The 21008-nt window shown below is 30.0% G+C and carries 27 protein-coding genes; 25 read left to right on the forward strand and 2 right to left on the reverse strand.

Features of this window, described 5'->3' with window-relative positions:
- The first annotated feature begins 252 nt into the window (after positions 1-252).
- The 20 genes from minC (at position 253) to Q0649_RS04120 (ending at position 16193) form a co-directional block, all read left to right on the forward strand.
- On the forward strand, positions 253-885 hold the full coding sequence (minC, locus tag Q0649_RS04025) for a septum site-determining protein MinC (RefSeq protein WP_298837684.1): 633 nt from the start codon (positions 253-255) through the stop codon (positions 883-885).
- A gap of 13 nt (positions 886-898) precedes the next feature.
- A complete protein-coding gene (minD, locus tag Q0649_RS04030; protein ID WP_298837686.1) occupies positions 899-1702 on the forward strand; it encodes a septum site-determining protein MinD in 804 nt (267 codons plus the stop codon).
- 13 nt (positions 1703-1715) lie between these two features.
- A complete protein-coding gene (gene minE / locus Q0649_RS04035; RefSeq protein WP_298837689.1) occupies positions 1716-1979 on the forward strand; it encodes a cell division topological specificity factor MinE in 264 nt (87 codons plus the stop codon).
- Between the two features lie 114 nt (positions 1980-2093).
- On the forward strand, positions 2094-3212 hold the full coding sequence (gene rodA, locus Q0649_RS04040) for a rod shape-determining protein RodA (RefSeq protein WP_298837691.1): 1119 nt from the start codon (positions 2094-2096) through the stop codon (positions 3210-3212).
- Between the two features lie 67 nt (positions 3213-3279).
- Positions 3280-3654 (forward strand): methylglyoxal synthase, encoded by a 375-nt coding sequence (locus Q0649_RS04045; protein WP_071613636.1) that lies wholly within the window; start codon positions 3280-3282, stop codon positions 3652-3654.
- Between the two features lie 142 nt (positions 3655-3796).
- A complete protein-coding gene (locus Q0649_RS04050; RefSeq protein WP_298837716.1) occupies positions 3797-4201 on the forward strand; it encodes a hypothetical protein in 405 nt (134 codons plus the stop codon).
- A 49-nt stretch (positions 4202-4250) separates the two neighbouring features.
- A complete protein-coding gene (locus Q0649_RS04055; RefSeq protein ID WP_298837718.1) occupies positions 4251-5111 on the forward strand; it encodes a M50 family metallopeptidase in 861 nt (286 codons plus the stop codon).
- A gap of 162 nt (positions 5112-5273) precedes the next feature.
- On the forward strand, positions 5274-7127 hold the full coding sequence (locus tag Q0649_RS04060; protein WP_298837720.1) for a TIGR03960 family B12-binding radical SAM protein: 1854 nt from the start codon (positions 5274-5276) through the stop codon (positions 7125-7127).
- Positions 7072-7806, forward strand: a complete 735-nt coding sequence (locus tag Q0649_RS04065) for a TIGR03936 family radical SAM-associated protein (RefSeq protein WP_298837722.1) — start codon at positions 7072-7074, stop codon at positions 7804-7806. Before Q0649_RS04060 ends, Q0649_RS04065 begins: the two co-directional genes overlap by 56 nt.
- Before the next feature lie 25 nt (positions 7807-7831).
- Complete coding sequence (locus tag Q0649_RS04070) at positions 7832-9274, forward strand: Rne/Rng family ribonuclease (RefSeq protein ID WP_298837725.1); 1443 nt, start codon at positions 7832-7834, stop codon at positions 9272-9274.
- Between the two features lie 139 nt (positions 9275-9413).
- Complete coding sequence (gene rplU / locus Q0649_RS04075; protein WP_171296599.1) at positions 9414-9725, forward strand: 50S ribosomal protein L21; 312 nt, start codon at positions 9414-9416, stop codon at positions 9723-9725.
- A 2-nt stretch (positions 9726-9727) separates the two neighbouring features.
- Entirely contained in the window at positions 9728-10060 is a 333-nt protein-coding gene (locus tag Q0649_RS04080) for a ribosomal-processing cysteine protease Prp (RefSeq protein WP_298837740.1), read from the forward strand.
- A 4-nt stretch (positions 10061-10064) separates the two neighbouring features.
- Positions 10065-10367 carry a 50S ribosomal protein L27 gene (rpmA, locus tag Q0649_RS04085; protein WP_298837743.1) on the forward strand — a complete coding sequence of 101 codons (303 nt, stop codon included), beginning with the start codon at positions 10065-10067 and terminating at the stop codon, positions 10365-10367.
- Between the two features lie 232 nt (positions 10368-10599).
- Positions 10600-11883, forward strand: coding sequence for a GTPase ObgE (gene obgE / locus Q0649_RS04090; RefSeq protein ID WP_298837747.1), 1284 nt, complete (start codon positions 10600-10602; stop codon positions 11881-11883).
- 42 nt (positions 11884-11925) lie between these two features.
- The gene (locus Q0649_RS04095; protein WP_298837751.1) at positions 11926-12216 is read left to right on the forward strand and encodes a YhbY family RNA-binding protein; all 291 of its coding nucleotides are present in this window, start codon (positions 11926-11928) and stop codon (positions 12214-12216) included.
- Between the two features lie 98 nt (positions 12217-12314).
- Positions 12315-12914, forward strand: a complete 600-nt coding sequence (gene nadD, locus Q0649_RS04100; RefSeq protein ID WP_298837754.1) for a nicotinate-nucleotide adenylyltransferase — start codon at positions 12315-12317, stop codon at positions 12912-12914.
- Positions 12915-13007: 93 nt separating this feature from the next.
- Positions 13008-13592, forward strand: coding sequence for a bis(5'-nucleosyl)-tetraphosphatase (symmetrical) YqeK (yqeK, locus tag Q0649_RS04105; RefSeq protein WP_298837757.1), 585 nt, complete (start codon positions 13008-13010; stop codon positions 13590-13592).
- Complete coding sequence (locus tag Q0649_RS04110; RefSeq protein ID WP_298837760.1) at positions 13585-14838, forward strand: LCP family protein; 1254 nt, start codon at positions 13585-13587, stop codon at positions 14836-14838. The genes yqeK and Q0649_RS04110 overlap by 8 nt, the downstream gene beginning before the upstream one ends.
- 31 nt (positions 14839-14869) lie before the next feature.
- A complete protein-coding gene (locus Q0649_RS04115) occupies positions 14870-15250 on the forward strand; it encodes a RidA family protein (RefSeq protein WP_298837763.1) in 381 nt (126 codons plus the stop codon).
- The gene (locus tag Q0649_RS04120) at positions 15243-16193 is read left to right on the forward strand and encodes an RluA family pseudouridine synthase (protein WP_298837765.1); all 951 of its coding nucleotides are present in this window, start codon (positions 15243-15245) and stop codon (positions 16191-16193) included. The genes Q0649_RS04115 and Q0649_RS04120 overlap by 8 nt, the downstream gene beginning before the upstream one ends.
- Before the next feature lie 68 nt (positions 16194-16261).
- Here the strand turns inward: Q0649_RS04120 and Q0649_RS04125 are convergent, their stop codons facing one another.
- A complete protein-coding gene (locus Q0649_RS04125; protein WP_298837768.1) occupies positions 16262-17563 on the reverse strand; it encodes a D-alanyl-D-alanine carboxypeptidase family protein in 1302 nt (433 codons plus the stop codon).
- Between the two features lie 150 nt (positions 17564-17713).
- Between Q0649_RS04125 and Q0649_RS04130 the strand changes: the two genes are divergently transcribed.
- Positions 17714-18397 (forward strand): helix-hairpin-helix domain-containing protein, encoded by a 684-nt coding sequence (locus Q0649_RS04130; protein WP_298837770.1) that lies wholly within the window; start codon positions 17714-17716, stop codon positions 18395-18397.
- Positions 18398-18703: 306 nt separating this feature from the next.
- Here the strand turns inward: Q0649_RS04130 and Q0649_RS04135 are convergent, their stop codons facing one another.
- Positions 18704-19009 carry a hypothetical protein gene (locus Q0649_RS04135; RefSeq protein ID WP_298837773.1) on the reverse strand — a complete coding sequence of 102 codons (306 nt, stop codon included), beginning with the start codon at positions 19007-19009 and terminating at the stop codon, positions 18704-18706.
- A gap of 393 nt (positions 19010-19402) precedes the next feature.
- Here Q0649_RS04135 and Q0649_RS04140 point away from each other — a divergent pair, with 393 nt between their 5' ends.
- From Q0649_RS04140 to Q0649_RS04155, 4 genes are all read left to right on the forward strand, one after another.
- A complete protein-coding gene (locus Q0649_RS04140; RefSeq protein ID WP_298837776.1) occupies positions 19403-19585 on the forward strand; it encodes a hypothetical protein in 183 nt (60 codons plus the stop codon).
- Positions 19586-19776: 191 nt separating this feature from the next.
- Positions 19777-19941 carry a zinc-ribbon domain-containing protein gene (locus Q0649_RS04145; protein ID WP_165413721.1) on the forward strand — a complete coding sequence of 55 codons (165 nt, stop codon included), beginning with the start codon at positions 19777-19779 and terminating at the stop codon, positions 19939-19941.
- Positions 19942-20086: 145 nt separating this feature from the next.
- On the forward strand, positions 20087-20629 hold the full coding sequence (locus Q0649_RS04150; RefSeq protein WP_298837794.1) for an MORN repeat-containing protein: 543 nt from the start codon (positions 20087-20089) through the stop codon (positions 20627-20629).
- A 200-nt stretch (positions 20630-20829) separates the two neighbouring features.
- The gene (locus tag Q0649_RS04155) at positions 20830-20994 is read left to right on the forward strand and encodes a hypothetical protein (RefSeq protein ID WP_298837797.1); all 165 of its coding nucleotides are present in this window, start codon (positions 20830-20832) and stop codon (positions 20992-20994) included.
- The last annotated feature ends 14 nt before the right edge of the window (positions 20995-21008 follow it).

Genomic DNA, 21008 nt, shown 5'->3' on the forward strand with positions numbered 1-21008 from the left:
AGAATACTTAATAAATAAACTCTGACAAATTTGTTTGTTGGAGTTTATTTAAATTTATAAGGATAAATATATATATATAAATATTAATATTAAAATTAAGCAGGAATTTACTTGCATTATGTTGAAATAATAAGATAAGCTAAGTTATGTAACAGTTCAATTATGGGGTAAAATAATTAATAACTGATTTAGGGGCTTTTTATTTATTTTAGTGTCCCATATACACCAGATGAGAGCTAGGAGGTTAAAATTATGGTTACAGATAAAATTGTTATTAAAGGAAATAAAGAAGGACTAAATGTAGTTATAAATATGAACCATTTTAGTGATTTTGATGATATGCTAGAAGCTTTAATTGCTAAGCTTGCGCAGGGAAGGAAATTTTACAAAGGTAGTACTTTAAAAATAACTACTGAACTAAAATACATAAATGAGAGGGAAAGTAGAAAATTAAAGGAAATCTTATTTGATGAATTTTTAATCAGTGATTGTATTTTTCAGAATCAAGATGAACCTATTGGAAATGTGTTTACTGGCATATATGAAGGAAGAACTAAATTTTTAAGGAAAACAATAAGAAGTGGACAAAGCATAAATTATCCTGGCAACATAATTATAATTGGTGATGTAAATCCAGGAGCTGAAATTTATGCAGCAGGAAATATAATTGTATTTGGTACTTTAAGAGGAGTTGTTCATGCAGGTTCTAACGGAAATGAAAAAGCTATAATTGCTGCATTTAGGTTAGAACCTCAAATACTCCAGATCGGTGGCGTTGTAACGAGGTCTCCTGAAGACGAAGTTAAACCTAAATATCCTGAGGTTGCAAAAATTAAAAATGGAAATATTATTGTAGAACCGTATTTACCTAATAAATATATTTAATGGAGGAATTCACATGGGAGAATCTATAGTTATAACTTCGGGTAAGGGTGGCGTAGGTAAAACGACGACCACAGCGAATATTGGAACAGCTATTGCATCAATGGATAAGAAGGTTGTAGTAATTGATGGAGATACAGGACTTAGAAACCTTGATGTTTTGATGGGACTTGAGAATAGAGTGGTATTTACATTGGTAGATGTTATTGAAAAAAGATGTAGACTAAAACAAGCCCTAATAAAAGACAAAAGATTTAATAACTTATTTTTATTGCCAACAGCTCAAACAAGAGATAAAAATGATATTAATATAAAAGATATGCTTATGGTTGTAAATGAGTTAAAGGAAGAGTTTGATTATGTTATTATAGACTGTCCTGCTGGGATTGAGCAAGGATTTGAAAATGCTATAGTTGGAGCAGATAGAGCTATTATAGTTGTAAATCCGGAACTTACTTCTGTAAGAGATGCTGATAGGGTAATAGGGAAATTGGATTCCAAAGGAATTGATAGACATGAGGTTATAATTAACAGAATGAACTATGAGATGACAAAGAATGGGGACATGTTGTCTGTAGATGATATTATAGAGTGCCTTGCAATTAAATTAATTGGAGTTGTGCCAGATGATAGGAAGGTTACAATTTCTACTAATAAGGGTGAGCCGATTGTTCTTGATGAGAAGTCAATTGCTGGACTCGCTTTTAAAAACATAGCAAGGAGAATAATGGGAGAGGAAGTAACCTATGCTTCATTAAATGGAGCGTCAAGTGAGGCAGGATTTTTTGCTGCTATAAAAAGGATGTTTAAAGCAATATAAAGGGGGGACATAGATGAATTTATTTAAAATATTTTCTAACAAAATTTTCTCAAAGGATATTGCAAGTGATAGATTAAAACTAATTTTAATACATGATAGAGCAGATATTTCACCTGATTTTTTGGAAATGATCAAAAGTGATATATTACAGGTTATTTCAAAATACGCTGAAATAGAAACTGGAGATATTGAGGTTAGATTAACAACAACGGATGAGTATGAAGGAAATTCACCGGCGCTAATTGCAAATATTCCAATAAAAAAGATAAAAAGATAAGAGTCCTAAGCTATGTATAATTAACAACTTATGCATAGCTATTTTATTTTTATATGATATAATCATATTTGTTACGAGCTGAGAAGCAGCACGAAGATGGAGGTTGGTTAAATCATGAAATTTTTACAAAACTTAAGACTTAATAAAAAGCTTTTAAGAGAATTAGATTATATTACAATTATAAGTGCGACTTGCATCGTGATTTTTGGATGTATAAATATTTATAGTGCTAAATACAAGAGTGGTACTGGAAATTATTATCTTGAAAAGCAAATTGCATCTATGTTATTAGGTCTTATTGTAGTATATTTCCTTTTAGTATTTGATTATATGATAATAGAAAATTACGCTGTTATAATATATTGGGCTGGCGTTTTATTATTAATAATTGGTGATATATTTGGAAAAGTTACCAATGGTGCTAATTCTTGGATAAATTTTGGTCCGATTAATTTACAACCATCAGAATTTGCAAAAATAGGCATGATAATAATGATTGCAAAGCAATTAGATGAAATGGAAGGTAAAATTAACAATCTTAAAAATTTGCTTATACTAATAGGTTATGCTGCCGTGCCAATGATTTTAATTGTTATTCAACCAGATATGGGAATGACTATGGTTAGTTTTTTCATAGTACTTGGAATATTCTTTTGTATAGGTCTTGATAAAAAAATAATAATTGGAGGAATAACATCAATTTTTATCTTAGTTGTAGGTGCATGGAATTCACCAATTTTTCAAAGTTATTGGAAAGGGAGACTTACATCTTTTTTACATCCAGAGAAAAATGCAAGTGGTTCTGGACTTCAGCTTATCCAATCAAAACTTGCAATAGGTTCAGGCGGATTTTTGGGACGTGGATTTGGAAAAGGCGTGCAATTTAATTCTGTTCCAGAAAATCATACTGATTTTATTTTTGCTGTTTTAGCAGAAGAGTGGGGATTTATTGGTGCTTTTGTATTGCTATTATTATATGGTATTCTTATATATAGATTAATAAAAATTGCGAAAGGTTCTAAAGATATTTTTGGAACTGTATTGTGTATAGGGTTTATATCTAATTTGTTGTTTTCAATAATGCAAAATATTGGTATGACTATGGGGCTTATGCCTATTACAGGAATAACACTTCCATTTATGAGTTATGGCGGAAGTTCACTCCTAACAAGCTTTATAGCATTAGGACTTGTTTTAAATGTAGGGATGAGAAGAAAGAAAATAAACTTTTGATGATATTTCATCACAATATGCGATGAGTTAATATATTTTAGTGAAAATTATATTAAGGGGGAAAAATATGAGAATAGCATTAGTAGCACATGATAAAAAGAAGGAAGATATGATTGATTTTGCAAAAAGATATAAGGATATTTTAGCTAAACATGAGTTATATGGGACTGGTACAACAGGAAAATTAATAAATGAAGAGGTTGGTCTTCCAGTCACTAGATTTTTATCAGGACCACTTGGAGGCGATCAGCAAATAGGTGCTAAGCTTGCTCAGGGTGAAATGGATATGATAATTTTCCTTCGAGATCCACTAACACCTCAACCCCATGAACCAGATATTTCAGCACTTCTTAGATTATGTGATGTACATTGTATTCCGCTTGCTACAAATCTAGGTACAGCTGAAGTTTTAATGAGAAGTTTAAAAGATAGAGAATATTAATAACATATGTTAGGTGAGTGCTGCAATTTTGCAGTACTTTTTTTATTTTAGATGATTAATATATATTTTTATTATAATTTGTAATATAAATGATGAAAATTAAATATATATAAAGAGTAAAAGATTGTATAAGGAGGAGCAAATGGGGAATTATAATACGCAGTATCAAAGCTATTATAATAATTTAGCTAGAAAGCAAAGGGGCACAAATAAATTTCATAGTGAAAAAAATAAATTCCATAGTGGAAAAAACAAACAAGACACAATATCAAATTTATATTTAAAGAGATTAACAAGAGAGTTAATTGGAGTACTTATATTATTTATTTTTGTTTTGCTTCTCAAAGTAGTTATTACACCAAAAACACAAATTGTATATAATTATTCTAAGGAAGCGATAAATAAGAAATATAATTATAGTACATTAATTGGAAAAGCTAAGGATATTAGATTTAAAAATGTAGAAACAATTACGATAAAGTTTTTAGATAAAGTTAAAAGCATAATACCTAATGAAAATGGAATAAACAATAATATTAATTTTTAGTAAAATGGAGTGATTTACAACATCATTAGTAATTGCTTTGGGGGATAAATTGATAAAAATAAGTAAGTTATTTATACCGTATATTATTTTGCTAATAGTGTTGGGATTTAAAGGTAAACTAGTAATATCTTTTCTTTTCGTATTCCTCCATGAGTTAATGCATTATATAACTGCAAGAATTTTAGGCTTTTCTGGTTTTGATATAGAAATACTTCCTGTAGGTGCAGTACTTAAACTTAAAGATTTAGATGAAGCAAATGCAAAAGAAGATTTAATGATTTCTTTATCAGGACCATTACTAAACTTATTACTTGCACTCATTTTTTATATTCTATTTATAATATTTAAAAGGCCTTATTTTGATTTGATTTGTAATAGTAATTTAGCGATAGGTATATTTAATCTTATACCGGCTTTCCCATTAGATGGGGGAAGGGTGCTTCGTGATATACTTAGTTTTAATAATATATATAGAAAGGCTAATGAGGCAACTATTAGGGTTAGCATGATTCTTGGAAGTGTTTTTATGTTTGTATATTTTGTAAGTGTGTCTGCAAATAGGGGTAATTTTAATTTGGGATTAATTTCAATATTTATTTTAATATCTTCAATTAAAGAGAAGGAAAGGATAGTATATTTGATTATGGGCTACATTATTAAGAAAAAATATAGATTCATAAAACGAGGATATGTAGAGAATAGAAGTATATCTATTTTTTGTGAGAGAAGTTTATTATATGTTTTAGGAATAATTGATAAAAACAAATATAATTTGTTTACTATACTTGATAGAAATATGTGTTTAATCGAGACATTGTGTGAGGAAGAAATAATCGAGGCAATAAAAGTCTATGGTAATATAAGTTTAAGGGAGTACATTGATATTAAAAAATTAAAACATATTTTATGATATTTCTTATATCAAAATGGTCAACCTATTATTAGGTTGATTATTTTATTTTAAATGATAAAATTTTTAGTTTTGAGATTTAAGACTCATGTGTTAAAATAAAATAATGTAATGAACGTAAACTATTATTTACTTTAGATGAAAAAACGAGGAGTGGTTTCTATGAATAAAATTTCCGATGATATCTTATTTAAGGTTGAAAAACCCGCTAGATATATAGGTGGAGAACTAAATTGTTGTTATAAAGATATAGATAAAATTGATATAAGATTTGCTTTTTGTTTTCCAGATGTGTACGAAGTGGGCATGTCACATTTAGGAAGTAGAATACTTTATCATGTATTGAATGAAAGAGTTGATACTTATTGTGAAAGAGCTTTTGCACCTTGGCCAGATATGGAAAAACAAATGAGAGATAACGATATAGCTTTGTATGCACTAGAGAGTAAGGATCCTTTAAACAAATTTGATTTTTTAGGATTTACGCTTCAGTATGAGATGAGTTACACAAATATTCTTAATATGCTTGATATGTCAGGCATTACTATAAGAGCATCTAAGAGAGGCGAGGATGAGCCTATAATTATGGCTGGTGGTCCCTGCGCCTATAACCCTGAACCTTTATACGATATAGTTGATTTCTTTGAACTTGGTGATGGTGAGGAAATAATGAATGAAGTATTGGATGTTTATAAAAATCATAAAGGCACAAAAAAAGAATTTTTAAGAGAAATATCTAAAATAAGGGGAGTATATGTTCCTTCATTATATGACGTATCTTATAATGATGATAACACAATTTGCGAATTTAAACCTAAATATGATGATGTTCCAAGTAGTGTTAAGAAAAGATTTGTAGTAGATTTTGATAAAGTTGCTTACCCAGAGAAAATAGTAGTTCCATATACTGAAATAGTACATGATAGGGTAATCCTTGAGACATTTAGAGGATGTACAAATGGATGCAGATTTTGCCAAGCAGGTATGATATATAGACCTGTTAGAGAAAAAAGCACTGCGACTCTTATTGATGAAGCAGATAAATTATTAAAGAGTACTGGATATAGAGAAATATCTTTAAGTTCACTGAGCATTTGTGATTATTCTGATATTAAAAACCTTGTAACTACACTTATAGAGAAAAACAAGGCAGATCATGTTAGTGTATCTTTGCCATCTATTAGGATAAATTCTTTCTCAGTGGACTTAATTAAGGAAATACAAAAGGTGAAAAAAACTGGTATAACTTTTGCACCTGAAGCAGGAACACAAAGAATGCGAGATATTATAAATAAAGGCGTAACAGTAGAACAAGTATTAGAAGCAGTTAGTAGTGTATTTGCTTCAGGTTGGTCAACTATAAAACTTTACTTTATGGTGGGGCTTCCTTATGAGACATTAGAGGATGTACAAGGCATTGCAGAGCTTTCAGATAAAGTTGCAGGTGAATACTTTAAAATTCCAAAGGAAACACGAAAAAGAGGATTAAGAGTTACTACAAGTACAGCTATATTTGTACCTAAACCATTTACTCCATTTCAATGGGTACCTCAAAGCAGAATGGAGGATGTAGTAGAAAAAATAAAAGCAGTTAAGTATGCAATCAAAAGTAAGGCAGTTACATACAATTATCATGAATCGATAGTTTCATATTTAGAGGCAGTTATGGCTAGAGGAGACAGAAGAATTTGTGATGTTATAATAAGGGCATTTGAAAAAGGTGCAAAATTTGATGGTTGGGGCGAATATTTTAATTTTCAAATATGGAAGGAAGCAATGGAGGAATGTAATGTTTCAGGAGATTTCTATGCTTATAGGGAAAGAAGTTACGATGAAGTACTTCCTTGGGATTTCATAGATATTGGTGTTAATAAAGAGTATTTAATAAATGAAAATGAAAAGGCTAAAAAAGTAGAATTAACTCAAAACTGTAAAGAGGGCTGCACACATTGTGGAGTTAATGTTAACTTTAAAGAAGGGACGTGTTTTAAAGGTGCGTTATTTAATCAAGTATAGTAAGAAAAGTGAGATTAAATTTGTTGCTCACTTAGATTTAATGAGAACTATCCAAAAGATAATTAAAAGGTCAGAACTTCCAATAGGGTATTCAAAAGGATTTAATCCTCACATGGCAGTATCAATTGCGCAACCATTGTCAGTGGGGGTACATTCAAATGGTGAATATATGGATGTGGTACTTAATGAAGATATTAACGAAGAATATATTATGAATAAAATGAACGAGAACACACCACGTGGAATTGAAATTTTAGATGTTGTTAAAGTAATTCCTGTTGAGGGAACAAAGATAAAACAGGCTATGGCAATTATTGATGCAGCTAGATACACTATTAAATTTAAATGTACTAATATAGAAGGTATTAAAGAAAAAATGGATGAACTAGATGCAATAGACAAATGGAATATTATTAAAACCAGTAAAAAAAGTGGAGAAAAGTTGATTAATATAAAACAATTTATTCATGAGTTCGATTATAGCGTAGATGATTTTGTTATGTGTATTAAAGTCCTTATTTCTTGTGGTAGTCGTGATAATTTATCTGCTAGTCTACTATGTGAATATATGGAGCAAAACTTAGAGTTTATTAATAAAGAGACTTTTATTGATATAACTCGCGAGGAAATGTATGCATATAAAGATGAAAAATTAGTCACTCTTAGCGAGTTTTTCTAAAATAGTAAAATAGGAGTGGGTTGAAATGAAAGAAATATATATTGAAAGGCAAGAAGAAATACTTAGAATAGCAATAAAGGAAAATAACAAACTAAAGGAATGTTTTATAGAAGAAGAGAATAGCGGACCAGTTCCAGGAGAAATATATAAAGGTGTTGTAAAAAATATTGTTCCAGCGATTAAGTGTGCTTTTATAGATATTGGTCATAATAAAGATTGTTATATGTATCTTGATGAAAAGTTTCATAATACCAAGGTAAAAAAAGGCGATGAACTTATTGTTGAAGTTTTAAAAGAGGCAATAGATAAAAAAGGGGCAAAAGTTACTAGCGCTTTTGGTATTCCAGGTACTTATTGCGTGGTTGTTAATATGAATAAAAATATTAGCTTTTCAAAAAAAATAAACAACAAAGCTTTTGAGACTTTGGTTGAGAGATCATTAATTAAACCAAAGGATATTGGGGTAATGATTAGGACTAATGCTGTTCAGGTTGATATTAATACTCTGAATGATGAGGTTGAAGCACTGTATGAGATATATAAGAATGTTATTAACCGAGGTGAATATTCAAGAAATCCCATTTTGTTATTTAGTAATGCTGGTGCTTTAAATAGAACCTTACGAGATATTTTAGATAAAAATACTTTCAAAATAGTATTGAATAATGAAAGCGATTTTGAGTATACTAAAAAAAACACGCAAACAAGGTCTGATATTGACGTTAAAGTTGAACTTCATAATGAGAGTAGGATGTTATTTGATTATTATGGGATTGAAAAAGAGTTACTAAGTCTACGTAATCACAGAATTACGTTAAAATGTGGTGGGAATATTGTCATTGATAAAACGGAGGCAATGTACGTAATTGATATAAATTCTGGGAAGAATATAAAAAGCCGTTCACTTCAAAAGACTGCACAAACTACTAATATTGAAGCAGCAACAGAAATAGCTAGGCAGATAAGACTTCGAAATTTAAGCGGAATCATTATAATAGATTTTATTGATGTTGAGGATCTGGGCGTTAGAAAAAGCATATTAAATGCTCTAAAAGAAGGATTTGAGGACGATAAAAATAAGACCGTGATTTATCCATTTACACAGCTTAATTTAGTTCAAATTGCAAGGAGAAGGCGAGGTAAGTCAATATATGAATATATTGAGGAACCTTGTACGTTATGCGGTGGTAAGAGTAGTAGGGTTAAATTGTCTTATATCCAATTTTTAATTAGAAGTGAAATTTTTAAGATTAACAGTGAACAGGTTTTATTAGATATCTATATAGAAATTGGTGAAGTTTATAAAAAGGATATCATGGACAATGTTTTAGAATTTGTACGTCAAATAGGGGCTATAGATAATAAAGTTTATGTCAATTTTATTCCTCATTTAGAGAAATTCAAAGTAGAATCGCTAATTTTTGCAAATCAAATAAGAAATTTGCAAGCATATAAGATATATGAGTAAATATGCTTTACAAACATGTCTGTGTATGTTAAAATGTCATTTGTAGACCGCACACGTAAGGTTATAAACATGCTTATTATTAAGAACTATATAAAGCGTGTACCTGGGATGGCGAGACTGGATCAAGGAGGTGTATTTTATGTACGCAGTTGTAGTAACTGGTGGAAAACAATACAGAGTTCAAGAAGGAGACGTTTTATTCGTTGAAAAATTGAATGCTGAAGTTGAAACAACAATTGAGTTAAATGAAGTTCTTGCAGTAGGCAAGGAAGATGGATTGGTAGTTGGAAAACCTGTAGTTGAAGGAGCTAAAGTTGTTGCTAAAGTATTAGCACAAGGAAAAGCTAAAAAGATTATAGTTTTCAAATTTAAGAGAAAGTTAGATTATAGAAAGAAACAAGGACATAGACAATCATATACTAAAATTCAAATCGAGAAGATAGAAGCTTAGTTATGGTTAAAGTTGGATTTGTTCGAAGTCTAGGTAATATAGTTTCTTTTAAAATAAAAGGTCATGCAGAGCCTAAAGAAAAACAGTTGGATGTGGATTTAATTTGTAGTGCTATTTCAGCAATTTCTCAAACTACGATTATTGGGATTGAGGAAGTTTTAAAAATTAAAGCAAAGTATGATATAGATGATGGATTTTTAAATTTAAATTTAGAAAATCAAACTCTAGAAGATATCGAAAGATGTCAAGTTTTACTTGAAACAATGATACTTGGACTTAAAAGCGTAGAAATTACTTATGGAAAATATATAGAAGTGGAAATAGAGGAGGTGTAAGACTATGTTAGTTATGAATCTACAGTTATTTGCTCATAAAAAAGGAGTAGGTAGTACAAGAAATGGTAGAGACAGTGAATCTAAGAGACTTGGAGCTAAACGTGCAGATGGACAATTCGTTCTTGCAGGTAATATTTTAGTAAGACAAAGAGGAACAAAAATCCATCCAGGAAACAATGTTGGAATAGGTGGAGATGATACTCTTTTCGCTAAAATTAGTGGAATAGTAAAATTCGAAAGAATGGGAAAGATGAAGAAAAAAGCAAGCGTTTATCCTGTTGATGAAGAAATATCTATTGCTGAGTAATTTAAGGCACCCTTAAAGGGTGCTTTTTTAAAATTCTCTTTTGGAGAATATAAATTAATGAAGTATAAATATAATTTTACATAGAAAACAGAGATAAATGGCAATATATAAATATAAAATGTTGGAATTTATATATGCTATTTTGATAATAATAAATTTTATATAATAAAACTTTAATTAAGATTTAAAAAGATTTAAAAAATAGAAAATGCGCTAAGGTAAGGTGAAATATATGTTTATTGATACAGCAAGGATTTTTGTAAAATCAGGAAATGGTGGTAACGGATCTGTTTCGTTTAGAACAGAGAAATATATACCTCTCGGTGGACCAGATGGTGGAGACGGTGGAGATGGTGGAGATGTAACATTTGTAGTTGATGCAAATATGACTACTTTATTAGATTTCTCGTATGCAAGAAAATTTGTAGCTAAAAATGGAATGGGCGGTTCTGGCTCTAAGTGTTATGGAAAAGCTGGAGAAGATCTGTTTGTTAAAGTTCCAATGGGAACTATTGTACGTGATATGGAAACAAATAAAATAATGTATGATTTAGCTCATGATGGTGAAACTTATCGAGTTTGTAAAGCTGGAAAAGGCGGAAAAGGTAATGTTAAGTTTTGTACACCTACAAGGCAAGCACCTAATTTTGCTGAACCAGGAATGCCAGGGGAAGAACGATGGATTAAACTTGAACTTAAGATTTTAGCTGATGTTGGGTTATTAGGATTCCCCAATGTAGGGAAATCTACGTTATTATCAGTAGTCTCAAAAGCAAGACCTAAAATTGCTAACTATCATTTTACAACTTTAAAACCAAATTTAGGAGTTGTAAGTGTTAAGGGTGCACAACATTTTGTTATGGCAGATATTCCAGGTATAATTGAAGGTGCAGCTGAAGGAGTAGGTCTTGGAATAGGATTCTTAAGACATATTGAGAGGACTAGAATGCTTATCCATGTGGTTGATATTTCAGGAATAGAAGGTAGAGATCCAGTAGAAGACTTTATAAAAATAAATGAAGAACTTCGTAAATATAGTGTTAAATTGTGGGATAGACCTCAAATAATAGCTGCAAATAAAAGTGATTTACTCTTCGATGATGAAGTGTTTGAAAACTTTAAGAAAAGATTAAATGAATTAGGTTATGATGATAGTAAGATATTCAAAATATCTGCAGCTACAAATCAAGGTGTAGAAGCTTTGATGAAAGAAGCCGCTAGGATGTTATCTACTATTCCAGTTACAGAACTAGTAATAAATGATGAGGAAAAATTCGTAATAGAAGAAAAGAGATTTACGTACACTGTTGAAGTGGATTCTCAAGGTACTTTTGTTGTTGAAGGAAGTTTTGTTGATAGATTACTTAGTGCAGTTAATGTAAATGAGCCGGATTCTCTTAGATATTTCCATAAGGTTTTAAAGAATAAGGGCGTTTTTGATACATTAGTTGAAAAAGGAATTAAAGATGGCGATACAGTAAGATTACAAAATTTTGAATTTGAATATTTAGTATAAAAGATAGTTATTATTTTTTAAGAAGGCATGTAGGAGGATATTATGATCACAAGTAAGCAAAGAAGTTATTTAAGAACTTTTGGTAATAAATTGCAACCTTTATTTCAGCTTGGAAAAGCAGGAGTAGAACAAAATTTTTTAAAGCAAGTAGAAGAAGCATTAGAAGCTAGGGAAATCATTAAAATTAAAGTTTTAAATAATAGTGGAATAACTGCTAGAGAAGCTTCAGATATAATTTGCGAATCGATAGGTGCTGAGGCAGTTCAAAGTATCGGTAGCAAATGTGTATTATACAAAAGATCTATAAAAAAACCTATAATAGAATTACCATAAAAGCGTGTAATGTTACATGCTTTTTCTTCTATACAAAGTTGGAACCTTTTTATTTTTTTATTTAAATAGACCTATTATAATATAAAGAAGGTGTTACAGTGAAAAAGGCCATTTTTGGAGGTACTTTTGATCCAATTCACATAGGTCACATTCATATTGCCTATGAAGCATTATACAATTTAAAGCTAGACAAGATTTTATTTATGCCAGCAGGAAATCCACCAAATAAGCTGAACAAACAAATTACAGATGCTAAAATAAGATATGATTTAGTTAACAAGGCAATAGAGGGTGAAGAAAGCTTTGAAATAAGTGATTATGAAATAAATAAAAAAGAAAATAGTTATACATATGAAACTATCGAATTATTTAGTAAGGTACAATCTAACACTGAATGGTATTTCTTGCTTGGAGCTGATAGTTTAATAGATCTAGATAATTGGAAGAATGTAGATAGAATTTTGAATAGTTGTAGATTAGTGGTTTATAATAGGTCAGGATTTGCTTTAAAAAAAATACTTGAACAGAAAAAATATCTAGAGTGTAAATATAATAACAAAATAATTTTCCTTGATATGCCAATTATAGATATATCCTCAACAGGGATTAGAAAAAGTATAAAAGAAGGTAGAAATATTAATTATCTGCTACCTAGAGGTGTGGGAAAGATTGTTGAGAAACTTAAGTTGTATAAATGAATTTTTATTTTACAAAAAAAGTAAATTATACAAATAAAATAGGTACATAATTTTATTTTCTGTGTTAAAGTAATACTAGGGGGTGGGGCTTAAATGTGGAATGAAAAGGAAATGTTTGATTATATAAAGAAAAATTTAAAAGAAAGTAGATTTAAGCATAGTGTAAGTGTTAGTGAAACTGCAATAAAACTCGCAACGGTATATGGACAAAACATAGAAAAAGCACGAATTGCAGGATTAGTTCATGATTGTGCTAAGAATTTGACAAATGATCAACTTATAAAAATAACGACAGAACATAAAATAGAACTTGATGATGTAAGCAAAGAAAGTCCACAAATTATTCATGGGTTAGTAGGAAGTATAATAGCGAGAGATGTAATGAAAATTGATGATGAGGATATTTTAAATTCTATTAGGTACCATACTACTGGCAGAAAAAATATGAGTATTTTAGAAAAGATAATATTTATATCAGATTATATTGAGCCATTAAGAACATTTAAAGGTAAAGAAGAAGTAAGAGATTTAAGCAGAGTAAATTTGGATGGTGCGGTAATGATGTGTTTGGAGAATACTATAAGATATGTTATATGCAAAAAACAGTTATTGCATATAGATACAATTTACGCAAGAAATTATTTGTTAAGTGAAAATAGTAGGAGAAAAAATGAGTAATAATAAAAAACAAAGAAAAATAATTAATTATAAGAAATTTGCCATTAAAATAGCTGCTTTTTTGGTGGCAATTATTGTTTTAGTTTTTGGAGGAATTTATTTATATCTAACTGGGTTTAATAATACTGCAGTATCATTATCATCAGGTCTAAGTAGTGATGATGTAAAGATTCAATCAGATAGCAAATCACGTAATATATTGATTATGGGTGTAGATGTAGGGACCGCTGGTTCTACAAATGTCAATGATCCTAAGAGAACAGATACAATGATATTAGTACATTATAATGCAGTTGATAAAAAGGTAAGCTTGATTTCTGTTCCTAGAGATACTTTAGCAGTTGTAAATGGTAGAAATCAGAAGATTAATGCTGCACATGCTATTGGCGGAGTGAATTATGCAGTAGCTGCTGTAGAAAAGCTAGTAGGTGTTAAAATTGACTACTACGCTAAAATCAACTATAAAGGCTTTGATGAATTGATTGATGCTATCGGCGGTGTTGACATTAACATAACGAGAAAAATGGATTATGATGACCCTACGCAAGATTTGAGTATTCATTTCAATAAAGGGCTAGTTCATTTGGATGGTAAAAAAGCTGAAGAGTTTTTTAGGTGGAGAAAAAATTCTGATGGTTCAGGTCTTGCAAATGGTGATTTAGGAAGAATAGAGAATCAACATATATTTATCACAAAAGTTATGGAAAAAGTAAAAAGCCCACTTGTAATATTTAAGATTTCAAGTATTTTGACAGCAGTTAAGAGTGCTATAGAAACTAATATGGATGCGAATGAGTTATTTAAGTATGGATTTATATTTGCAACAATTAATAGTGAAAAAATTTCTATGGAAACTCTTCAAGGCGCTGAAAAGTATGTAAATAATATATCATATGTAGTTTATGAAGAAGCAATGAATCAAAAGGTTATTTCAGAGTTAAGTGACAATAAAGCCTCAGCTGTTGATAAGTCAAAGCTTAAGATAAAGGTGATAAATGGCACCAAAAAAACAGGCTTAGCCAAGGATTTTTCCACTTATCTTACCGAAAAAGGTTATAATGAAGCAAAAACAGAAACAGGTGAAGCTACTTCTAAAAGTAAGATCACCGTGTACAATGGTAGCGAAGATATGAAGGCTGATTTACAAACAGATTTTAAAATAGATAATATTGAATTTTTAACGTCAAGTGATAAAACTTTTGATGTAGTAGTTATTTTAGGGGATGACCACGAACTAATGCATTAATATTATGAAATTATTATTAGGAGGAGAAAAGATGGAAAAACTTATAATTAACACAAAAAAAGCACCAGCAGCCCTTGGACCATATTCTCAGGCAGTTAAGGTAGGCAATATCTTGTATACTTCAGGGCAATTAGCAATAAATGTAGCTACTGGCGAATTTATAAACGATGATATAAAAAAGGCTACAGCACAATCTTTAGATAATATAAAAGCTATATTAGAACAAGCAGGGTCTAGTTTAGACAAAGTAGTAAAAACTTTAGTTTTCTTAAAAGATATGAATGACTTTGATTCAATGAATGAGATATATTCAAAATACTTTATAACAAATCCGCCAGCTAGATCTTGCGTTCAAGCAGGAAAACTTCCTAAAGATGCGTTAGTAGAAATAGAAGTAATTGCAATTGCTTGATAATAAGTTAACTTATATAGTTCGCGAAAATGTCAAAGATGCAAAGCTGAGGGATTATTTAAAGCATACGGAGAAACTATCAGGTAGGTTTGTAAAAAGTTCAGGTCTCACCGGAAAAATAAGGGTTAACAATAACGTGGCAAGGTTAAATCATAGAATAAGTACGAATGATGTAATAGATATTGATATGAAGACAGATGAGCATCAGAACATTGAACCAGAGAAGATGGATATAGATGTAGCATATGAGGATATAGATCTTATTATTGTAAATAAGAGGCCAGGTATAGTTGTTCATCCAACTCGTGGGTATCCTTATGGAACGCTTGCTAATGGAGTACTATATTATTTTAAAGAAAGAAATGAAAAATGTATTGTTAGACTAGTTAGTAGACTAGATATGGATACTTCAGGTCTTATAATAATTGCAAAAAACCAATATTCACATATGGCGCTTGCGAGAGATATGCAGAGCAAAGATGTTAATAGTAAAGATTCAAATGATAAAGAGTTAAATAAAAAAACTTTTGAGAAGAGTTATATAGCTGTAGTACATGGGAATATGGAAAACAAGTCTGGAACTATTGATTTGCCTATTGGAAATCCTAATCAGGATAGTGCAAGGAGAGAAGTTTGTGATGAGGGACAAAGAAGTATAACCCACTATGAAGTTATTGAATCTTTTAAAAATGGTGATTTATTAAAAGTTACTTTGGAAACTGGTAGAACACATCAAATTCGTGTTCATCTAAGTCATATTGGTCATCCACTTTATGGGGATAGCCTTTATGGAACAGCTGAAAGCGAGTATATTGACAGGCAGGCATTACATGCTTATAAGTTAATTATACCACATCCTAGAACTGGTGAGAGACTTACAATTGAGTCAAAGATACCAGAAGATATAAGCAACTTAATAGATAAACTAAAATCTGAAATATAAAGTTGAAATTAAGATATAAAAAAGCACCAGATGAGAACTATTAAGTTAGTTTACATCTGATGCTTTTTTTACCACTTTCTTTTTCTTCGATTATACATAAATTTATTTATTCTTTTCCTTCTTTTTCTTAAATTAACAACCCTTATTCTTAAAAAAAATATTAATGCTATTAAGGTAACAAAAACATATTTTGATATGTTTATAAAAACCGAAAGTGTTTTAGGACTTGGTGAAACAATATTTAAAATATTATCCTTAGGAGACACATCTCTTTTAGTATAGTTAATTCCACTAATTAAATTTAGAGTATAGGTATTCTCACCAAAAGAAATTACGGCTGTATTTACTAATTCGCCTATCTTTATAGATGAAGGATCTATTTTATTTTGCACAATTTTAGTAGTTGCTGTTAAAGTTGAGTTTTTGGCTTTAACAATATATAAATCCTTTGAGGCAAGTAGTGGAAGCACTGTTCCATCATCTAATGTTAATTTTGATACAACATCGTTTTTACTGAATTGTTTTACTAGTTCAAAATTATTAAATCCATAATCCAGCAGTTTACGGCTATCTGGGAAAAAAGTTTTTTTGGAATCGTGTACAAGAGCGACTATAAGTTTTTGACCGTTTCTTGTAGCTACGGCAATATAAGAATGTTTAGATTCAGTAGTATAACCAGTTTTTCCACCTTCTAAACCTGAATAATAGTTAGGGTCATTTTTATGTATTAATCTATTTTCATTCCAAAGAGGACGTCTTATCTTTGATTTATTTGTCGCCAACATTTTATAGGATGGAGTTGTTGCAATAACCTTGAACTCAGGATGTTTCGTAAGTTCTTGCATAATCAATGATAAAGCGTAGGCTGAAGTTTTATGTTTAACATTATATAATCCATTAGGATTTACAAAATTCGTATTTTTGCAACCTAAAGCATCAGCTCTAGAGTTCATAAGTTTAGCAAATTTTTCTGTTGTACCACTTACATGTTCAGCTAGAGCTACGGCGCAGTCATTGGCTGAAGCTAATATTAATCCATATAACAATTCTTTTACAGTTAGTTTCTCACCAGCAACTAGGTATATCCTAGAACCATCGGTAAGTGATGCATTTTTACTTACTGTTACAACATCGTTTAAATTACAGTTTTCTAAGACTAAAAGTATAGTCATTATCTTAGTAGTGGATGCCGGAGGGTAAGCAGTATCTTTGTTTTTCTCATATAGTAGCTTACCCGTAGTGGCATCAAGTAAAACTACGCTGTCGGCGGAAATTCCTGCTGGGGGAGATTTTACTATTGCTTGTACTGTTGTTGATATATTTAAGAATAAAAAAAGTGACGTAAGTAGCGTTGCAATTAACTTCTTCATAGGTACCTCCAAGTTTTCAATATTTACAGTATATCAAAAAAATCTTGTCTTAGCGATAGTATTTGCGTAAAGTTGTCAATAATTCTATATGTAAGGGAAAAACAGGAAATAAACATTTCTAATTAAAGGGGACGATTACAAGGAGGAATTATGAAAAAGAAAGACAAGATAATTGGTTCAATAGCTATTTTATGCATAAGCATTGTTTTTATAATTATTGGTTATGTTCTGTCAGGACCAAAAACAAATACAACTACTTCGGATTATAAAGATGTATTTGTTGAAACAGATAAAACTTCACAGAAAACCGATTCTGGAGAAGTTAATTCAACTTTATCAAATAAAGTAGGAGGTAGTAATGTAAAATCTGAAGATACTATTATTAAAGTGGATATAAAGGGCGCTGTAAAAAGCCCTGGCGTTTATGAAATAAAAAAGGAAAGTAGGGTAACTGATCTTATAAAACTTGCAGGTGGGGGTACGAAAGAGGCAGACCTTGAGGCTACAAATCTATCCAAAAAGTTGAATGATGAAGATTGTATTATAATTAGTAAAAAGGGCGAGGCTAATAAAACACAAATGACTCAGAATAGTACTCAAAATTCTCCTGTTTCAAGTTCTGATAATAAAGGGAAAGATGCTATCATCAATATAAATACTGCAAGTAAAGAAGAATTAATGACGCTTACAGGTATAGGCGAGGCTAAAGCAGATGTTATAATTGAATATAGAGAGCAAAATGGAGGATTTAAGTCAGTCGATGAACTTACCAAAGTAGGTGGCATTGGAGAAAAGACACTAGCTAAATTTGTGGATAAGATAGATATAAAATAATTTATTTTAAATTATGTGGAATAGTTGTATTTTTATATGATTATAGGATAGAATATACAAATGAGTAAGAAAAAATAAAATAATTTTGGATAGAACTGAATAATTCGACAAAATTCTGCATATTGCTATTGAATACAAATGTTTTATATGTTACACTGAACATAGTGATTAAGGGGTAAGTAGTTACTTTAATTCACTCGTATTTATGATAATTAAATAGACATATTGCGGCTTAGATACATAGTTTTATGTTATCTGAGCCGCTTTTTATTTTATTTCATAAAAAAAGAGCTTTTAGCTCTTTTTTTAGTCTTCTTGAATATCATTTAAAGCATTTTCTTGGGTACTCTCATTAGTAGTATCGGAAGAGTCTTTTTCAATATGCTCTATTCCACTTGTCTCAATTTTATAATTACCTCTTACTGCTTGTTTTGTTATGAACCTTTTCTTCATTAAAGATTCAAGAGAAGCTTTTAATACTCGAATATTGCCTTTACCATTACCTAAGTTAATTGCAAGCTTTATTTTTGATATACTTTGTGGTGATAATGTTTTATTTTCATAAAGATATTTTAATACATTATGTTCAGTTTCTATTATATTATCTTTCATAAATATCCTCCTTCATTAGTATATTTCATCATAATATACAATTATACTACATGCATTAGTGAATAAAAAGGTAAATATTTATTCTATAAATTTCAGAAAAAAGTGGTATAGAATAAATATAAAAATCATATGTAAAATCATATTATATTAAAAAAAATGAAAACGATTAATTTTTCTGCTTAATTTTGATAAAAGAATATTCAAACTATTATAAACGTGATATAATGGCTTTAATAGAGGAGGATAAGAAAGAAAAAGATGTTTAGTTTTAGAGGTAGTAAACAAGACGATGATGTATGTAAAATTTAGGTTAAATTACAGTTTGGTTTTAAATAATATATGTAGAATATATAATTATGAACAAAATTTTAAATAAATAATAAGAGGTGGAGTATGGAAGAATACAGGGGTTACGTAATAGAAGTTGTAGAGAATAATGAGAAACAATATCCATATAAAGCAATTGCAAGAAAGGAGGAAGAACAGATAAAACACAAGGGATATAGTAAACTACAAGCTATTGATCTTGTTAAAGGGACTATAAACTTACAGATAGCAAGGCAGTGTAAACAATAGATCGTTGGTTCCCTCCGAAAGTATTTTGAATAAGGTATTGCATAATAACACTATCTATGTTATTCTAAGTGAGTTGGGATTGCAAAATCAACAACAACAAGATTTGATATGATTAAAACATTACCTTTTTAGGCATATAAAGTAAATCAGATCTTAAATCTTAATATAAATAAAAAGGAGAAATGTTTAAAATGGCTGATAAGACTATAGTATGTAAAGATTGTTCACAAGAATTCGTATTCACTGAGGGTGAACAGGAATTTTATAAAGAAAAAGGATTCGAAAATGAACCACAAAGATGTCCTGATTGTAGAAGAGCTAAGAAACAACAGAACAACAGAGGATTTCAAAGATAATATAATTTAGAAAAATTACCCATAGGAATTTATTCCTATGGGTTTTATTTTGTCCAAATTTACAACATATTTCTAGAAAATGTGTTATAGTATACTTAGGAATAAAATGAATAAGCTGTAAAATTAAGTAATGGGAGGGATTAATATGAAGAATATAAAAATAAGTAAATCTATCTTTAATAAAATCAAACTGAATAATGCTAATTTTATTAAAAACAATGATATAGATCCTATAACACATCATGTTCATGGTGGTAAATATGTAGGGGAAAGAACGGACGGTATGAAACAAGGGATTGGAACGTTCCTTTATGGGGATGGAAGTAAATATGTGGGACATTGGAGTAATGACGAAATGAATGGCCAAGGGACTATTACTTTTGCGAGTGGAGAGGAATATATAGGCGAATGGGCTAATGATGAAAAAAATGGATATGGAATATATACTTGGCCGGACGGTGAAAAATATATAGGGCAGTGGGATAATGGTGAAAAAAGTGGACAAGGTATATGTATTTGGCCTGCTGGAGATGTATATGTAGGAGACTTTAAAGATGGACTCAGTCATGGTATTGGCGTTCATACTTATTGTAGCGGTGAGAGATATATAGGACAGTGGGAAAATGATCAAAGAGTAGGGCAAGGTATGTATGTTTATTTAGATGGAAGGATTGAAATGAAAAAATAAAAAATTGTTTTATTAAAATAGCAGATGAATAATTCTGTTATTTTTTTATGCCAAATTCTTAGTGGTAACATTTTCTTACTTAGTGGTAACATTTTCTTACTAAGTGTAATAATATATACCAACAAAAGAAAGTAAAAGAGGGACAAACTTATGATAAAAGATATAAGAAATATTTGCCTTCAGAAAGGAGGGGAATATGTATGTGGTGTTGGTGGTTAGTATTATTGCTACTAGTTGAAGATGATGGATTTGGTGGCAACAATGGCTGTCGTAGTAATGATTGTGGTTGTACAAATACTATAATCATAAATAGAAAAAAGAAATGTAATAAAAAGAAATGTCATAAATGTAATTATGAAGATTAATATAATTAGATTAT

This window comes from uncultured Clostridium sp. (genome assembly GCF_937920395.1).
In the GTDB taxonomy this organism is placed as follows: domain Bacteria; phylum Bacillota; class Clostridia; order Clostridiales; family Clostridiaceae; genus Clostridium_AD.

Excerpts from the sequence above, each read along its gene's own strand:
- minC (WP_298837684.1), top strand. The coding sequence starts at position 253 with ATGGTTACAGATAAAATTGTTATTAAAGGAAATAAAGAAGGACTAAAT.
- minD (WP_298837686.1), top strand. The coding sequence starts at position 899 with ATGGGAGAATCTATAGTTATAACTTCGGGTAAGGGTGGCGTAGGTAAA.
- minE (WP_298837689.1), top strand. The coding sequence starts at position 1,716 with ATGAATTTATTTAAAATATTTTCTAACAAAATTTTCTCAAAGGATATT.
- rodA (WP_298837691.1), top strand. The coding sequence starts at position 2,094 with ATGAAATTTTTACAAAACTTAAGACTTAATAAAAAGCTTTTAAGAGAA.
- Q0649_RS04045 (WP_071613636.1), top strand. The coding sequence starts at position 3,280 with ATGAGAATAGCATTAGTAGCACATGATAAAAAGAAGGAAGATATGATT.
- Q0649_RS04050 (WP_298837716.1), top strand. The coding sequence starts at position 3,797 with ATGGGGAATTATAATACGCAGTATCAAAGCTATTATAATAATTTAGCT.
- Q0649_RS04060 (WP_298837720.1), top strand. The coding sequence starts at position 5,274 with ATGAATAAAATTTCCGATGATATCTTATTTAAGGTTGAAAAACCCGCT.
- Q0649_RS04065 (WP_298837722.1), top strand. The coding sequence starts at position 7,072 with ATGTTAACTTTAAAGAAGGGACGTGTTTTAAAGGTGCGTTATTTAATC.
- Q0649_RS04070 (WP_298837725.1), top strand. The coding sequence starts at position 7,832 with ATGAAAGAAATATATATTGAAAGGCAAGAAGAAATACTTAGAATAGCA.
- rplU (WP_171296599.1), top strand. The coding sequence starts at position 9,414 with ATGTACGCAGTTGTAGTAACTGGTGGAAAACAATACAGAGTTCAAGAA.
- Q0649_RS04080 (WP_298837740.1), top strand. The coding sequence starts at position 9,728 with ATGGTTAAAGTTGGATTTGTTCGAAGTCTAGGTAATATAGTTTCTTTT.
- rpmA (WP_298837743.1), top strand. The coding sequence starts at position 10,065 with ATGTTAGTTATGAATCTACAGTTATTTGCTCATAAAAAAGGAGTAGGT.
- obgE (WP_298837747.1), top strand. The coding sequence starts at position 10,600 with ATGTTTATTGATACAGCAAGGATTTTTGTAAAATCAGGAAATGGTGGT.
- Q0649_RS04095 (WP_298837751.1), top strand. The coding sequence starts at position 11,926 with ATGATCACAAGTAAGCAAAGAAGTTATTTAAGAACTTTTGGTAATAAA.
- yqeK (WP_298837757.1), top strand. The coding sequence starts at position 13,008 with ATGTGGAATGAAAAGGAAATGTTTGATTATATAAAGAAAAATTTAAAA.
- Q0649_RS04110 (WP_298837760.1), top strand. The coding sequence starts at position 13,585 with ATGAGTAATAATAAAAAACAAAGAAAAATAATTAATTATAAGAAATTT.
- Q0649_RS04115 (WP_298837763.1), top strand. The coding sequence starts at position 14,870 with ATGGAAAAACTTATAATTAACACAAAAAAAGCACCAGCAGCCCTTGGA.
- Q0649_RS04125 (WP_298837768.1), bottom strand. The coding sequence starts at position 17,563 with ATGAAGAAGTTAATTGCAACGCTACTTACGTCACTTTTTTTATTCTTA.
- Q0649_RS04130 (WP_298837770.1), top strand. The coding sequence starts at position 17,714 with ATGAAAAAGAAAGACAAGATAATTGGTTCAATAGCTATTTTATGCATA.
- Q0649_RS04135 (WP_298837773.1), bottom strand. The coding sequence starts at position 19,009 with ATGAAAGATAATATAATAGAAACTGAACATAATGTATTAAAATATCTT.
- Q0649_RS04140 (WP_298837776.1), top strand. The coding sequence starts at position 19,403 with ATGGAAGAATACAGGGGTTACGTAATAGAAGTTGTAGAGAATAATGAG.
- Q0649_RS04145 (WP_165413721.1), top strand. The coding sequence starts at position 19,777 with ATGGCTGATAAGACTATAGTATGTAAAGATTGTTCACAAGAATTCGTA.
- Q0649_RS04150 (WP_298837794.1), top strand. The coding sequence starts at position 20,087 with ATGAAGAATATAAAAATAAGTAAATCTATCTTTAATAAAATCAAACTG.
- Q0649_RS04155 (WP_298837797.1), top strand. The coding sequence starts at position 20,830 with ATGTGGTGTTGGTGGTTAGTATTATTGCTACTAGTTGAAGATGATGGA.